The 14492-nt window shown below is 64.2% G+C and carries 12 protein-coding genes; 3 read left to right on the forward strand and 9 right to left on the reverse strand.

Annotated features, from left to right (window positions below):
- Position 1: 1 nt before the first annotated feature.
- Positions 2-670, reverse strand: coding sequence for an ABC transporter ATP-binding protein (locus tag CQ041_RS11405; protein ID WP_105522641.1), 669 nt, complete (start codon positions 668-670; stop codon positions 2-4).
- A gap of 204 nt (positions 671-874) precedes the next feature.
- Between CQ041_RS11405 and CQ041_RS11410 the strand changes: the two genes are divergently transcribed.
- The gene (locus CQ041_RS11410; protein ID WP_105522922.1) at positions 875-1495 is read left to right on the forward strand and encodes a histidine phosphatase family protein; all 621 of its coding nucleotides are present in this window, start codon (positions 875-877) and stop codon (positions 1493-1495) included.
- 45 nt (positions 1496-1540) lie between these two features.
- Here the strand turns inward: CQ041_RS11410 and CQ041_RS11415 are convergent, their stop codons facing one another.
- The 7 genes from CQ041_RS11415 to CQ041_RS11445 all read right to left on the reverse strand — a co-directional run bounded on the left by CQ041_RS11415 (position 1541) and on the right by CQ041_RS11445 (position 8989).
- A complete protein-coding gene (locus CQ041_RS11415; RefSeq protein WP_146116058.1) occupies positions 1541-1765 on the reverse strand; it encodes a hypothetical protein in 225 nt (74 codons plus the stop codon).
- A gap of 263 nt (positions 1766-2028) precedes the next feature.
- Positions 2029-2964 carry an ATP-binding cassette domain-containing protein gene (locus CQ041_RS11420; protein WP_105522639.1) on the reverse strand — a complete coding sequence of 312 codons (936 nt, stop codon included), beginning with the start codon at positions 2962-2964 and terminating at the stop codon, positions 2029-2031.
- A 145-nt stretch (positions 2965-3109) separates the two neighbouring features.
- On the reverse strand, positions 3110-3946 hold the full coding sequence (locus CQ041_RS11425; RefSeq protein ID WP_105522638.1) for an alpha/beta fold hydrolase: 837 nt from the start codon (positions 3944-3946) through the stop codon (positions 3110-3112).
- 63 nt (positions 3947-4009) lie between these two features.
- Positions 4010-5608 (reverse strand): ABC transporter ATP-binding protein, encoded by a 1599-nt coding sequence (locus CQ041_RS11430; RefSeq protein WP_105522637.1) that lies wholly within the window; start codon positions 5606-5608, stop codon positions 4010-4012.
- Complete coding sequence (locus CQ041_RS11435; protein ID WP_105522636.1) at positions 5605-6432, reverse strand: ABC transporter permease; 828 nt, start codon at positions 6430-6432, stop codon at positions 5605-5607. The genes CQ041_RS11430 and CQ041_RS11435 overlap by 4 nt, the downstream gene beginning before the upstream one ends.
- Positions 6432-7409, reverse strand: coding sequence for an ABC transporter permease (locus CQ041_RS11440; RefSeq protein ID WP_105522635.1), 978 nt, complete (start codon positions 7407-7409; stop codon positions 6432-6434). The genes CQ041_RS11435 and CQ041_RS11440 overlap by 1 nt, the downstream gene beginning before the upstream one ends.
- Positions 7406-8989 (reverse strand): ABC transporter substrate-binding protein, encoded by a 1584-nt coding sequence (locus tag CQ041_RS11445; protein WP_105522634.1) that lies wholly within the window; start codon positions 8987-8989, stop codon positions 7406-7408. The genes CQ041_RS11440 and CQ041_RS11445 overlap by 4 nt, the downstream gene beginning before the upstream one ends.
- Before the next feature lie 261 nt (positions 8990-9250).
- Here CQ041_RS11445 and CQ041_RS11450 point away from each other — a divergent pair, with 261 nt between their 5' ends.
- Positions 9251-10597: a tetratricopeptide repeat protein gene (locus CQ041_RS11450; protein ID WP_105522633.1), complete on the forward strand. Its 1347-nt coding sequence runs from the start codon at positions 9251-9253 to the stop codon at positions 10595-10597.
- 123 nt (positions 10598-10720) lie between these two features.
- Here the strand turns inward: CQ041_RS11450 and CQ041_RS11455 are convergent, their stop codons facing one another.
- The gene (locus CQ041_RS11455; RefSeq protein ID WP_105522632.1) at positions 10721-11713 is read right to left on the reverse strand and encodes a P1 family peptidase; all 993 of its coding nucleotides are present in this window, start codon (positions 11711-11713) and stop codon (positions 10721-10723) included.
- Positions 11714-12068: 355 nt separating this feature from the next.
- Here CQ041_RS11455 and CQ041_RS11460 point away from each other — a divergent pair, with 355 nt between their 5' ends.
- Positions 12069-14483, forward strand: coding sequence for a TonB-dependent siderophore receptor (locus CQ041_RS11460; protein WP_105522631.1), 2415 nt, complete (start codon positions 12069-12071; stop codon positions 14481-14483).
- The last annotated feature ends 9 nt before the right edge of the window (positions 14484-14492 follow it).

The raw sequence follows: 14492 nt of genomic DNA on the forward strand, positions 1-14492 counted from the left end.
CTCAGCGGGCGTCCGCCGGCACGACACGTCCGCGATGCAACACCACCTGGCGGTCCAGGCGTGCGGCGATGCGCGGGCTGTGGGTGACCATCAGCAGGCTGGTGGGGCTGTCGCGCAGCAGGTCCAGCAGCAGCTGCAGCACTTCGTCGCTGGTGGCTTCGTCAAGGTTGCCGGTAGGCTCGTCGGCCAACAACAAGCCCGGGCGCGAAGCCAACGCGCGCCCCACCGCTACACGCTGCTGCTGGCCGCCGGAGAGCTGTTCCGGGTAGCGCTTGAGCAAGTCCCCCAGGCCCAGGCGCTCCACCAAATGCGCCTGCCACTGCGGATCGAAGCGCCCGGCCAATCGGGCCTGAAACGCCAGGTTGTCGTCCACCCGCAAACTGCCGATCAGGTTGAATTGCTGGAACACCAGGCCGATCTGCGTGCGCCGCCAGTGCGCAAGCTGCGCCTCGCTGAGCTGGTCGAGGCGTTGACCTTCGACGTCGACAGTGCCGCCATCCAGGCGGTCGAGACCGGCGATTAGGTGCAACAACGTGCTTTTGCCGCTGCCGGACTCCCCCATCAGCGCCAGGCTGCTGCGGGGAGCCAGGTGCAGATCGACACCCGCCAACACCGCTAACGGGCCTTGCGGGGTCGCGTAGCTCTTGAACACACCGTGCACCTGCAACATGGCAACACTCGCTTGAGAGGGGTGGCCAACGAGAATAACGGCTGCGCCTCTGAGGCACGCAAATTTTTCACATGGATTTCACCGCTCGCCCACTCGGGATTGGGCCTAATGCCGCTCATTCGGGGGGAGCCCCCTTCGTAAACACGCCTTAGGGTGATTGAATTGGTTGACCTGAGCCTGACCAAACCGCGTTCACGCCGGGCCATGATCAAACGCTTGGGGCCGCTGTGGCTGGGCATCGTGGTGATCGCGCTGTTGATGGGCGCCAACCTGCTGTGGCATGCCTCGCCGCGCGACCTGGGAGCAGGCGACCGCCTGCTGACGTCTCAGGTGTTGCCACTGTGGCGCGACGGTGACCTGATTGTATTGGTGCGCCACGAAGAACGTTGTGACCGTTCGACCCACCCTTGCCTGGGCCCGGATGAAGGCCTCACGGTGAATGGCAGCCAGCACGCCGAGCACCTCGGCAACGCCTTCAAGACCCTGGGCATGGACAACAGCGACAGCCTCGCCAGCCCCGCCATCCGCACCGCCCAGACCCTGCGCTTCATGTTCGGCAAAAACGAACTGACCGCCGGCCAGCAAGCCGTGTGCGGCGCGGCCATGAGCGAAGAATTGCTGCGCCACAAGACCCCGGGGCGCAACCTGGTATTTGTCACCCACAGCGGTTGCATCGCCGACTTCGAAGCCACCCAGGGCTACCCCCACGCCACATTCCCCGAATACGGCAGCGCACTGTTCGTGCAGGTACTGCCCAACGGCACGCTCAAGACCCTCGGACTGGTGAACAACCCGGACTGGCCGGCCGCGCTCAAGCACTTGTAGTTCAGCAAAAAGACCGTCATGGCCTGATGCCTGACGTCGGGTGGTCTAGGTCTTGTTGTTCTCTTCCCAGCCATCAAAGACGTCGTGTGCATACAGGCCATTCTCGGCAAATACACAGCTGAGCTCTTCTTTCGTCATGGCGCCGAACCTGAGCCGTTCAAGCACCACCAGCAGTGAAGACGAGTGATGCTGCGGGATACGCAAGCCATCGCCAGCAACATCGGTAACCACGAAGTTGAGCATTTCATAATTGGGTAATGAAATAGGCATGGGTCGGCCCCCCTTGTCATAGCCAAGCTATTCCAACGGGTAAAACCTGCAACTTTTGATACGTCAGCGCGTAGGAATATCGAGACCTGAACTTAGGACGTTTCATCCAGGTATTTCAGAAAACGCCCCATTGCTATGAACACACAACAACAGCCAAGCCCTCTGCCCCCCCACTTTTTGCGTGAAAGACGCCCGCTCATTTCACGCGCCGCAAGAATCAATCCGACAAGCGGTACGCCGTTCACAGGCTCAAGTACATGGAATCAAACGTCGGGCTCTATGCCACCCTTGCGCTGCAGGGGCACGCTGCTGACGTCCAGTTTCAACTCCCCCACCTGCTCCTGCACCGCCTTCCCTTCCGCCCGATTGCGAATGAACCCCGCGCGGGTGAACCGCTCCAGGAACGGTACTGGCAAGGCTTTGTCCGGCGTCACCGCCGGCTGCTCAGCCACGTCACCCAACAGGGTGTAGGCCGCACTCGGCAGGTGGCGGGTGTTGATGTCGCGGGTGATGCGGCCTTCCTGAAGGACGAGGGCGCGGTTGGTGACCCGTTGCAGGTCGGAAAGGCGCTGGGAGATGTACAGGATGGCCACGCCTCGGGCGCGTTGGCTGTCGATGAGGCCGAGCAGGCGTTCGGCGTCGGATTCCGACAGGGCGGCGGTGGGTTCGTCGAGGATCAGCAGGCGCGGTTGCAGGGCGAAGGCGCGGGCCAGGACCAACAGTTGGCGGTCGGCCCGGCCGAGGCGTTCTACCGGGTGTTGCAGTGGCAGGTCCAGGCCAAGCCCAGCGGCGATGGCGTCGGCGCGTTGCAGCAGGCTCTTGCGGTTGAGCAGGAAATCCGAGTCGGGCAGACCGAGTTCGTCGAGCAGCAGGTTTTCCGCCACGCTCAGGCCGGGAGCAATGGCAGCGTCGGGACATTGGTGGACAGCGACGATGCCGACACGCCGCGCCGACAGCGGTGAGATAAAGCGCTGGCGCTGGCCGTCGACCCACACTTCGCCAGCGTCCGGTACCAGGGTGCCACTGAGGATGTTGACCAAGGTCGATTTGCCCGCCCCCGTGGCGCCGAGCAATGCCACGCCTTCGCCCGGGTAGATATCCAGGCTGACCTGGTCCAGGGCCCGTTGGGCACCAAAAGTCTTGCACAGGTCCAGCACGCGGACCAGGGGCGCAGGTGCAGCGGCAACCGGGTTGCTCATGGCTAATCTCTAAGGCGGAACGAGGGCTCATTACAGCGCTTGAATGCGCTGTTTTATACCGCACAACAATGAGTTAGGTCCCGAATTAAATGCATTACCTCATGAACAATCCAATAGCTGGATCGAATAGCGATGCGCTTTAGCGTTATAAGCCCCTGGCCAGCAGTTTGTTGAATGCTTTCAGCACCGCCTCGGGTTTCTCCAGCATCAATTGATGACCGCAGGCCTCCAGTACCTGGAAATCCGCGTCCGGTAGGTGCTCGGCCAGGGCTTTGCCGCCGCTGGCCGGCGTTAGCCCGTCGCTGTCACCGGCCAATACGCTCACCGGCAGCGTCAACGAGGGGATCTGTGCGGCGTCCGGCCACTGGGCGTTTTTAGTCAGGGCCTTGAACATGTGCAGGCGGTTGCGCTCGGTGAGTTTTTCTTCGTAGGCCACCAGCGCCGGGGCGGCGGATGCATGCCACGCACGCTCGCGAAAACCCTTGGCCAGGAGCGGCCGCAGCCATTCGAGGATCCAGGCCGGCAGTGCCATCAGGCCGCCGCTGACCTGCGGGCGATACAACTGGGTGCCCAGCAGCAGCGCCGCGTCGATCTTCACCGTCGGCCTCGCCAGCAGCGCGCTGAGGCTCAAGCCGGTACCGAAGGAATGGGCGACGATCAGGTTCCGCGTGCCTGCGTAGCGTTGCAGGATCGCCAGGTAGTCCGCCACCAGTTCAGGCCAGGCGTAGGCCTGATCGTCGCGCGGGCGCGCACTGTCGCCATGGCCCAGCAGGTCCCAGGCCACCAGGCTGTAGCCTTGCGCCTTGAGTGCCTGCCATTGCGGGCGCCACTGATCCTTGTTGCCGCCGGCGCCGTGGCAGAAGAACACCACGGTATCGGGCTGGGTGGTGCCTGCATGGTGGGCGATACTCAGGGTGCGGTTGGGGCGGATGTCCAGGGGTTGGCCGCGGACGACCGGCAGGTCTGAAAACGGGGTACTCATAAAAACCACATGCCTCGATGAAGGAACTGGATAGATCGTGGGAGCAAGCCCCCTCTCACGGGCTCAACTGGCGCAGGCCGCAGGACTCGGTGCCGATTGCAGGAGGGTGCGGGTGTAAGGGTGGCTGGCGTCGGCGAACAACGTGGCGGTCTCGCCCTGCTCCACCACCCGGCCGTTCTGCATCACCGCGATGCGGTCGCACAAACGCGCGGCGACGCGCAGGTCGTGGGTAATGAACACGATGCTCAGTTTCAAGCGCCGTTGCAGCGACTCCAGCAGCTCCAGGATCTGCACCTGGATCAACGCATCCAGCGCCGACACGCACTCATCCGCGATCAGCACTTTGGGGTTGACTGCCAAGGCACGGGCGATGCCGATGCGCTGGCGCTGCCCGCCGGAAAATTCGTGGGGGTAGCGTTCGAACGCCGTGGATGGCAGGCCCACCCATGCCAGCAGTTCACGCGCACGCTGCTCGGCATCGGCCTTGGGCTGGCCCTGCACCAGCGGCCCGGTCATGATGATGCGGCCTACGGTCTGGCGCGGGTTCAGCGAGGCGAACGGGTCCTGGAAGATCATCTGCACATCACTGCGCAGCGGGCGCAAGCGCCCTTCGGACAACCCCGCCACGTCCTGGCCCAGCCACTGGATATGCCCGCTGTCGGCGCGCAACAGCCGCACCAGGCAACGGCCCAGGGTGGACTTGCCCGAGCCCGACTCGCCGACAATCCCCAGGGTCTCGCCCTCGCGCAGCACCAACTGCACCGCGTCCAGCGCCTGGGTGGTGCGCTTACCCCACCAACCGCTGCGGCTGCGGAACACCTTGCCCAGTTGCTTGGCCTTGAGTACCACCGGGCCATTGACCAGGCCGCGCGGCGCCAGCGGTTCGGCCGACACCGCCGCCAGCAACTGTCGGGTGTACGCCGCCTGTGGCTCGCGCAGCACCTGGCGGGCACTGCCCTGCTCCACCACGCGGCCTTTCTCCAGCACCAGCACGCGGTCGGCAATCGCCTCCACCACGGCAAAATCGTGGGTGATAAACAACAAGGCCATGCCCTTGTCCCGCTGGATCTTGCGCAGCAGGTCGAGGATCTGCGCCTGGGTGGTCACGTCCAGTGCCGAAGTCGGCTCATCGGCAATCAACAGCGCCGGATCGAACGCCAGCGCCATGGCAATCACCACGCGTTGGCGCTGGCCGCCGGAGAGCTCGAACGGATAGACCCACCGCAGGCGTTCGGGATCGGGCAAGCCGACATACCCGAGCAAGTCCACCACGCGCTGACGCCGCTCACTCGCCGACTTCACGCCATGGGCGCGCAGGGTTTCATCGATCTGCTCGCCCACCCGCAGCAGCGGGTTCAGCGCGCTCATGGGCTCCTGAAACACCATGCTGATATCGCGTCCACGCAGTTGGCGCATGGCGGTTTCACTGAGGCTGGCGAGGTCTTGCTGGCGAAACTCCAGGTGCCCGCTTTCCACCGTCAACGGCGTCGGCAACTGCCGCAACAGCGCCTTGGCCAACATCGACTTGCCCGAACCGGACTCGCCCACCACGCACAGGCACTCGCCACTGCGCACCTGCAACGACAGGTCATACAGCGCATGACTGCGGTCCGCGCCCTCGGGCAGGGCGATGCGCAGGTGCTCCACACTCAATAAAGTCATAGCGATCTCCCCGGTTCAAACGCCACGCGCAGGCCTTCACCTACGCGGTTCACTGCCAGCACGCACAGCACAATCGCCAGTCCCGGCAGGAAACTCATCCACCATGCGTCCCGCAGCAAACCCCGTGACGCATTGATCATGTAGCCCCAGCTCATGGCCTCCGGGTCGCTCAAGCCAAGGAACGCCAGCGCAGCCTCGGTGAGAATCGCCGTGGCCATCACAAACGTCATGGTCACCAGCAACGGTGCCAGGGCATTGGGCAGGATCTGCTGGCTGATGATGCCCAGCGGCGACTGGCCCAATACCCGTGCCGCCTGCACGAATTCACGCTGGCGCAGGGTGAGGAATTCACTGCGCACCAACCGCGCCACCGCGGGCCACGCCACCAGTGAGATCGCCAGCACGATGGAGCCCAGGGACGGCTCCAGCACCGCGACCAGGATCACCGCCAGCACCAGTTGCGGAATGATCTGGAAGAACTCGGCGATGCGCATCAGTACGCCATCGAGCCACCCGCCGAAGTAGCCAGCGATGGCGCCAACGATCAGCCCCACCAGCAAGGTCGACAGGCTCGCCAACACCCCCACGGCCAGGGACACGCGGGCGCCGTAGAGCAAGCCGCTGCCAAGGTCACGGCCAAGCAAGTCGCTGCCCAGCCAGTGGGCCGCATCGCGGAACGGTGGCAGCATCGGCTGGGTATTCATTTCCCAGGGCGAACTGTCGGTCAACCATGGCGCCAACACCGCCAGCGCTGCCAACAGCAGCAAAAACACGGCGCCCACCAGTGCCGAAGGCTGGCGGATAAAACGCTTGAGTAACGCCATCAGACCTGCCCTCCTGCACCGATGCGCGGGTCGAGAAAACGGCACATCACATCGGTCAACACGTTGAAACCCACCACCAATATCGAGATCACCAGAAAGCCGCCCATCAACACGCCGTAGTCACGTTGCGCCAGGGAGTCGTACATCAGGCGGCCGATGCCCGGCCAGGAATACACCACCTCCACCAGCAACGCGCCGCTGGCCAGTTGGCCCAGTTGCAGGCCGGCGAAGGTCACCACCGGCAGCAACGCGTTGCGCAACACGTGCACGTAGAGAATCCGCCGCGGGTGCAGGCCCTTGGCGTGGGCGGTACGCACGTATTCCTGGCCGAGGGCGTCGAGCACCGCCGCGCGGGTCAGGTGGATATACAGCGCCAGGAACAGCACGCTCAGGGACACACACGGCAACAACAGGTGCTGCAATCGGTCGAGCAGCGAGAAGTCGCGGCCGACGGTTTCCATGCCGAAGGCCGGCAGCCAGTCCAGGCTTACGGAGAACAGCAGGATCATCAGCATCGCCAGCCAGAACGTCGGCATCGCATAGAGCAGCAAGGCACCGTGAGAGATCACGCCATCGAGCCAATGGCGCTTCTGCCGTGCTCGCGCCGCCAGCACGCCGAGGGTCACGCCCAGCACCGAGGACAGCACGAATGCCGAGCCCATCAATGCCAGGGTGGCCGGCAAACGCTCGCTGATCAGCGACCACACCGACGTCTGGTTGCGATAGGAATACCCCAGGTCCAGGTGTGCGATGTTGCCCAGATAGATCAGCAACTGCTGGAGCAGCGGCTTGTCCAGGCCCATGGTCTGGCGCAGTTGCTCTATGAACTGCACATCGTCCACCCCCGCCTCGCCCGCCAGCAGCAGCGCCGGATCACCCGGCGCCAGGCGGATCAGCAGGAAGCTCAACACCAGCACGGCCATCACCATCAACAGCGCCTTGAACAGGCGCCCGCCGACATACAGCGCACCGTTCATGGCGCGGGGCCGTCGAGGTAGACACTTTCGTAGTCCTCGTTGAGGCTGGTGGCGGTTTGCAGCAGGTTTTTCACCTGTTTGTGAAACAGCGTCGGGTAACGCATTTCGAAGATCGGTGCGATGGGCAGGTCACTGTTCAGCACGTTTTCCAGCTGGCTGTAGAGCCGGGTGCGTTCCGGGCCTTCCGGGGTGTCGGCGACCTTGGCCCACAGGGCATCGGCCTCGGGGCTGTTGTAACCGCTGACGTTGGCGAACGGCGAGGTCTTGAGGATGTAGTCGGAGCGGAACAGGTAGGCACTGGTCAGGTAGGGGTCACCGACCTGGAAGATGAAATTGTAGGTGAGGTCGAAATCCCAGTCGCTGACGCGCTGGAACCAGGTGGCCGAGTCGGACGTTACCACCTGCACCTTGAAGCCCAGGGGTTGCAGGGATTGCTTGGTGTATTCGGCCAGCCGCTCCCAGGCGCCGCCCTTCTCACCGTTGAGCAGGCGGATGCGCACTGCACCGACGTCCACGCCGGATTCGGCGATCAGTGCCTTGGCCTTTTTCACGTCATAGCTGTACTGCGGCAGTTGCGGGTCGTGGTACGGCGAGGTCGACACGAACGGGCCCTGGGCGACCTTGCCCGAGCCGAAGAAGATGTTGTCCACCACGAACTGGCGGTTCAGCGCATACAGGATCGCCTGGCGCACCTTGGGGTTGTTCAGGGGGGGCTTGCGCGTGTTGATCTGCAAGAAGGCCAGTCCCGAATACAGCTCCCAGCCCTTCTCCGACGACTGTACGTCCGGCAAGGCGGTGAGGCGCTTGAGGTCGGAATAGTCGGCATCGCCGCTGCGCAGCACTTGCACGTCGTTGCGCTCGAAGGCCGCGGCGCGGGACGAGGTGTCGGGGATCACGTGGAAGATGATGCTGTCCAGGTGCGGCAGGCCCTTTTTCCAGTAGTTGGGGTTTTTGGCCAGCTTGATGTACGCGCCGCGTTTCCATTCAACAAACACAAACGGCCCGGTGCCGACCGGCTTGAGGTTGTACGGGTTGTTGCGAAAATCGCTGTTCTCGTAGAGGTGCTTGGGCACCACGGGGCGCAGGCCGCTGCCCAGCGCCGAGAGCAACGGCGCAAAGGGTTTCTTCAGTGTGAACACCACCTGCTGCGGGCCGTTGGCGGTGATGCTCTGCACGTACTCGCTGATCACACCGCCGAGGCGTTTGTCCACTTCGGGGTAGAAGGTCTTGAAGCTGAACACCACGTCATCGGCAGTGAACGCCGGGCCGTCGTGCCAGTGCACGTTGTCCTGCAGCTCGAACGTGTAGGTGAGGCCGTCCGGGGAGATGGTCCAGGATTTGGCCAAAACCGGCTTGGGCTTGAGGTCGGTGTCGAAGGTCAACAGGCCTTGCAGCACCTTGCCGCTGACGTATTGGGTGGACACATGGCTGACCACGCCGTGCATCAGCGATGGCGGCTCGGGCTGAGCCACCAGGTTCAACACCCCGCCCTCCTGAGGTTGCGCCAGGGCCTGGCCGGCCAGCAACGCGGTGCACAGGCCAACGGATGACAGGACGCGGCGGAAAGAGAATGGGCGCATGAAGGCTCCTCGAAAGAAAAAGTTCTTGGAGGGATTTTGCAAGGGCTGTGCCATGGGGGGGTTGGGCCAGAGCGTGCTGCAATCGGCGAGGGTCGAGGTGATGAAAAATCCACAGTGATCCGCGCGAGTGTGCAAAAAGCAGCAGCACAGCCATTCCAATGGGGGAGGTGGGGCAAGGCACCTCCTGCATTGGTTCGCTGGTGCTCAAGTGGCACAGGGTTTGCCCTGTCATCCCTACCTGATCCCACGAGCCTCTTCACCATGTCACTGGATTACCTGGGCAACCCCATCGACACCCTCGACCCGTCCACCCGTCAAGGCCTGGACGATTTCATCGGCGGCTTCCTCGGCTACCAGCCCCGCGCCGAAAGCATCCTCGCCGCCGCCGATGCAGACCCCGGCTCGGCACTGGCCAACGCCTTCGCCGGCTTGCTGCTGATGTTCATCGAGTCTCCCGAAGGCCCGGTGCTGGCCGAGCAATACCGCCAGCGCGCCGCGGCCGTCAACAGCGACCACCCCCGCGCCCTGCAGTACGTGAGCGCGCTTCACGCCTGGATCAACGACGACCTGGACCGCGTCCTGCACCTGAGCGAACAGCTACTCGACCAGTACCCCCGCGACCTGTTCGCCGCCAAGCTCAACCAGTACCTGGAATTCAATCGCGGCAACTGGCCGGCACTGTTGCGCATCGGCCTCAAGGCCACCGCTGGCGCCCCCGACATCGCCCACAGCCACGGCCTGCTGGCCTTCGCCTACGAACAATGCCACCTGCTCGAAGACGCCGAAGCCAGCGCCCGCGAAGCCCTGCGCCTGCAATCCTCCGAGCCCTGGGCCCAGCACGCACTGGCGCATGTGCTGCTGACTGAGGGGCGCATCGAGGAAGGCACGGCGTTCCTGGAAAACAACAGCCATCACTGGCAGGGCCTGAACTCGTTCATGTACACCCACAACTGGTGGCACCTGGCGTTGTTCTACCTGGCGCGGGGTGAAGATCACCGGGTGCTGGAGGTCTACGACCAGCACGTGTGGGGCGTCCTCCCGGAATACTCACAGGACCAGGTAGGTGCCGTGTCGTTGCTGGCGCGGCTGGAACTGGCCGGCATCGACGTGGGCGAGCGTTGGCAGGCACTGGCGCCGTACCTGCAACGGCGGGTCGGCGATACCGTGCAGCCGTTTCTCAGCGTGCAGTACCTGTATGGCCTGGCGCGCGCCGGCAAGCCCGAAGCAGACGGGCTGCTGAGGGCCTTGCAGCAGCACAGTGCGCAGGCCCGACCGGTGTGGGGTGAAGTGACGTTGCCGTTGGCCAAAGGCGTGTTGGCCCATGCCCGAGGGGATTGGCAGCAGGCGCTGGAGCAGTTGGCAATTGCCTTGCCGCGCTTGAACGACATCGGCGGCAGCCATGCCCAGCGCGACCTGTTTGCCCAACTGGAACTGGATGCCCGGTTGCAGGCCGGCGATTGGTTCGGTGCCCAACAGACGCTGGAGTTGAGGCGGCGTTATGACGGCTGGGATGTACCGACCAATCGCAGTCTGGCACGGGTGTATGAGGCGCTGGGGTTGCCGGAGCAGGCAGCAAAAGCCCAAGCCCGCTTATCGCGCTTTACCTGAAGAATCCAGATCCAAATGTGAGAGGGGGCTTGCCCCCGATAGCGGTGGGACAGTGACAGATAAAGTGACTGACACTCCGCTATCGGAAGCAAGTCAAATCGTCGCACCGCCCCTCACACATTTTTAACCCCGTGCAGCAAATACCCCCCGCGCAATCGCCCGCGCCACACAATCAGCCGCCGCCGCGCCAAGCCTGCCAATCTCCACCTGCCTGCGCGGCCCGTCCGTCAACGCTACTGCCGCCGACGCCAACGCAAACACCGTGTCCCCATCAAACGGCAAATGTGCCGGCCTTACCGCCCGAGCAATCCCATCCTGGGCCATGATCGCCACACGTTTACACTCTGCCACGGTCAGCCGTGCGGTGCTGGCGACCACGACCAGTGTGGTGTTGGCGCCGGCTTGCAGGCGGCCCATGGAATCCAGGCGCGACAGCTCAGGCATGGGGTCGCTGCAATCCATCTCGGTGTCCGGGCGCTGGCCGCCGAACTCCCCCGCCACTTCCCAGGGCCAGGCCCAGAAGGTCTTGCCGTCGGGCATGTACACCGAGCCAATCGGGTTGGCGACCACCAGCGCCGCCACGATCAGCCCATCGCCCAGGTCCAGCGAGGCCGTGCCCAGCCCGCCCTTGAGCACACCGGCCATGGCGCCACGCCCGGCGCCTACCGAGCCCAGTTCGAAATCCTCGCCGGCATTGGCCAGCGCCTCAAAGCCCAGGCGCCGATACGGTGGTTCCAGGCCCCAGCCCTTGTCGCCGCCGTTGGCCAGGTCGTGCAGCACCGCCGCCGGGACGATGGGGATGGCCGGCGCACCCGGCTTGAGGCGCAGGCCCACCTGATCCTGGGACAACTGGGCCGCCACCGCATCCGCCGCGCCGAGGCCAAATACCGAGCCGCCGCCAAAGACCAGGGCGTGGAGCTGGCCGACCATGTTTTCCGGTTCCAGCGCGGCGGTCTCGCGCCCACCGGGGCCGCCGCCACGGATGTCGATGCTGGCGGTCCAGAAACCATCGGGGCGGATCACCGTGACGCCGGTGTCGACGTGCAGGTCCGTGGCGTGGCCGACCGTGAGGCCTGGGATATCGGTGAGGGCGTTGCGCGGGCCAGGTCTGGGCATACAGAAAAAGCTTCCTTGGGTTGAGGTATGGCGTGGGGTCAGCAAGGCCTATGCCAAGGCACTTGTGTGGGCGTGAGCTGGCTCGCGAAAAACCTCAAGGCACTGCATTCACTCAGGCAGTCGTCGTCATCGTTGACGCCCTTCGCGAGCAAGCCCGCGGCTACCGCGGCCTCTGCGCTGCACAAAAATCAACAGCCTGCCCGACGCCTTGTTAGAAAAACACCAAGGTGACCTGAAAGAACCAAGCAACCTTCTGTTTTCAAAGGCATTTCCCACATGGCACAGCCCTTGCTCTCCCACCCTCACCAGAGCTTGAACTCAACAAGCCACCTTACCCATTGGAGTGTTGCCCATCATGAATGCATCTCGCCGCAGGCCCCATAAAGCCTTCGCTCACACGTTGCTGTTTGTCGCCCTGTGCGAAGCCGCCAGCTACAACAGCCTGACCCTCGCCGCCGACGCCCCGGCCAGCGACAACCCGCTGGACACGGTGGTAGTGATCGGCAACCGTGGCCAGGCGCGCACCCTGGCCGAGAGCCCGGCACCGGTGGATGTGATTTCGTCCAAGCAGTTGCTCGCCACTGGCCAGGGCGACTTGACCCGTGCGTTGAGCAAGGTGCTGCCGTCCCTCAACCAGCCGGCGTCATCGGGCTTTGGCTCCACCTCGGTGGTACGCCCCATCAGCCTGCGCGGCCTCAACGGCGACCAGGTGCTGGTGCTGGTCAACGGCAAGCGCCGCCACAACAGCGCGCTGCTCAACAACGGCACCTACCTCAACTCCGGCTCGCAACCGGTCGACCTGGACATGATCCCCACCGCCCTGGTGGATCACGTCGAAGTGCTGCGTGACGGCGCGTCGGCGCAGTACGGCTCGGATGCGATCGGCGGCGTGGTCAACGTGGTGCTCAAGCAGACCGACCATGGCGGCAGCCTGTCCACCAGCTACGGCCAGAACTATGAAAATGGCGACGGCGAGACCACCCGTCAGACCGGCAATATCGGCCTGGCCCTGCCCAACGACGGCTTCATCAACCTCGCCCTGGACGTGAAAAAACAGAAGATCTCCGACCGTTCCGACAAGGCGCCCTACACCGACTCTGCCGGCAACACCAGCCTGCAGCACACCTACTACGGCACCGGCCTGCCCGAGGCGCGCAACTTCAGCCTGGGCTACAACGCCGAGCTGCCGGTGGACGACGCCCTCACCCTGTACTCGTTCTCCACCTACACACGCCGCAACTCGGAGAAACCCCTGGCGTTCCACCAGCCGGCAAGCTTCGGCGGTATTGCCACGCCGTTCCCGGAAGGCGTCGAGGACACCCTGCGCTTCATCGAAAATGACTTCCAGGTCGCCTTCGGCGGCAAGGGCGAAGTGGCAGGCTGGGACTACGACCTGTCCAGCACCTACGGCCAGGACCACGCCGAAGCCACCCTGCGCCACACCTACAACCTGAGCTACGGCCCCGACTCGCCGACCTCGGTGGACACCGGCGTGAAGACCTTCAGCCAGTGGACCAACAACCTCGACCTGACCCGCGCCTTCGACCTCGGCCTGTACAAACCCACGCAGATTTCCTGGGGTGTGGAGCAGCGCTACGAGAACTACAAGATCGGCAAGGGCGACTACGCGTCCTACGCACGCGGCCCTTATGGCGGCGCGCTGATTGCACCGGGCACCATCTCCGGCGCCGGCACCACGCCGGAAGATGCCGCCGAAAAAGGCCGCACCAGCCTGGCCGGCTACGGCGAGATCGGCCAGGATTTCACCGACAAATGGCACGTCGACCTGGCCGGTCGCTACGAGCACTACAACGACGGTTCGGGCACCACCACCAACGGCAAGATTTCCACCCGCTACCAGCTGACGCCAATCCTCGCCGTGCGCGGCACCTTCAGCACCGGCTTCCGTGCGCCGTCCCTGGCGCAGCAGATCTACAGCTCCACCTCGCAGACCAGCGTCAACGGCCAGCTGTTCGACTACCGCAACGTGGCGGTGGATTCCGATGTGGCCAAGGCCCTCGGCGCCAGCACCTTGAAGCCGGAAAAATCCACCAACTTCGGCCTCGGGCTGACCCTGCAACCCACCGACGCCACCAGCATCACCCTCGATGCCTACCAGATCAAGATCAAGGACCGCATCGCCCAGACCGGCTACCTCGGCGGCACCCCGCAGATCAGTGCAATCCTCGCCGCCGCCGGGCTCAACCCGAACCAGGCCGTCACCTACTTCACCAACGCCCTCGACACCACCACCCGTGGCGTTGACCTGGTGGGCGACTATCGCCAGAGCATCGGTGCCTACGGCAACCTGCGCTACACCCTGGGCTTCAACTGGAACACCACGCAGATCGACGAGATCCACGCCTCCAGCGTGGCCCAGCAAGCCCTCGGCCCAACCGGCGGCTATGACCGCCAGCGCCAGGGCAACCTCAAGTACGGCCTGCCGCAGTCCAAGCTGTTGCTGGGCACCACCTGGACCTACGACAAACTGGAAGTCGGCCTGAACCTGACCCGCTACGGCGAGTACACCCAGTACGGCACCGCCGAAACGTTCGACCGCACCTTCTCGCCGGCGTGGATCACCGACCTGAACATCGACTACCACCTGACCCCGGCCATCACCCTCAATGCCGGCGCCAACAACCTGTTCAACAAATACCCGGAACGCACCCACCTGGCCAGCAGCTCCGGCGGCTTCCCCTACGGCAATTTCTCGCCCTACGGCACCACCGGCGGCTACTGGTACACCGGCGTGACCTACAACTTCTAACCCGCCTGC

Origin of the sequence: Pseudomonas sp. MYb60 (assembly GCF_002979555.1) — a bacterium.
Classification (GTDB): domain Bacteria; phylum Pseudomonadota; class Gammaproteobacteria; order Pseudomonadales; family Pseudomonadaceae; genus Aquipseudomonas.

Excerpts from the sequence above, each read along its gene's own strand:
- CQ041_RS11405 (WP_105522641.1), bottom strand. The coding sequence starts at position 670 with ATGTTGCAGGTGCACGGTGTGTTCAAGAGCTACGCGACCCCGCAAGGC.
- CQ041_RS11415 (WP_146116058.1), bottom strand. The coding sequence starts at position 1,765 with ATGCCTATTTCATTACCCAATTATGAAATGCTCAACTTCGTGGTTACC.
- CQ041_RS11430 (WP_105522637.1), bottom strand. The coding sequence starts at position 5,608 with ATGACTTTATTGAGTGTGGAGCACCTGCGCATCGCCCTGCCCGAGGGC.
- CQ041_RS11450 (WP_105522633.1), top strand. The coding sequence starts at position 9,251 with ATGTCACTGGATTACCTGGGCAACCCCATCGACACCCTCGACCCGTCC.
- CQ041_RS11440 (WP_105522635.1), bottom strand. The coding sequence starts at position 7,409 with ATGAACGGTGCGCTGTATGTCGGCGGGCGCCTGTTCAAGGCGCTGTTG.
- CQ041_RS11425 (WP_105522638.1), bottom strand. The coding sequence starts at position 3,946 with ATGAGTACCCCGTTTTCAGACCTGCCGGTCGTCCGCGGCCAACCCCTG.
- CQ041_RS11445 (WP_105522634.1), bottom strand. The coding sequence starts at position 8,989 with ATGCGCCCATTCTCTTTCCGCCGCGTCCTGTCATCCGTTGGCCTGTGC.
- CQ041_RS11460 (WP_105522631.1), top strand. The coding sequence starts at position 12,069 with ATGAATGCATCTCGCCGCAGGCCCCATAAAGCCTTCGCTCACACGTTG.
- CQ041_RS11435 (WP_105522636.1), bottom strand. The coding sequence starts at position 6,432 with ATGGCGTTACTCAAGCGTTTTATCCGCCAGCCTTCGGCACTGGTGGGC.
- CQ041_RS11420 (WP_105522639.1), bottom strand. The coding sequence starts at position 2,964 with ATGAGCAACCCGGTTGCCGCTGCACCTGCGCCCCTGGTCCGCGTGCTG.
- CQ041_RS11410 (WP_105522922.1), top strand. The coding sequence starts at position 875 with ATGATCAAACGCTTGGGGCCGCTGTGGCTGGGCATCGTGGTGATCGCG.
- CQ041_RS11455 (WP_105522632.1), bottom strand. The coding sequence starts at position 11,713 with ATGCCCAGACCTGGCCCGCGCAACGCCCTCACCGATATCCCAGGCCTC.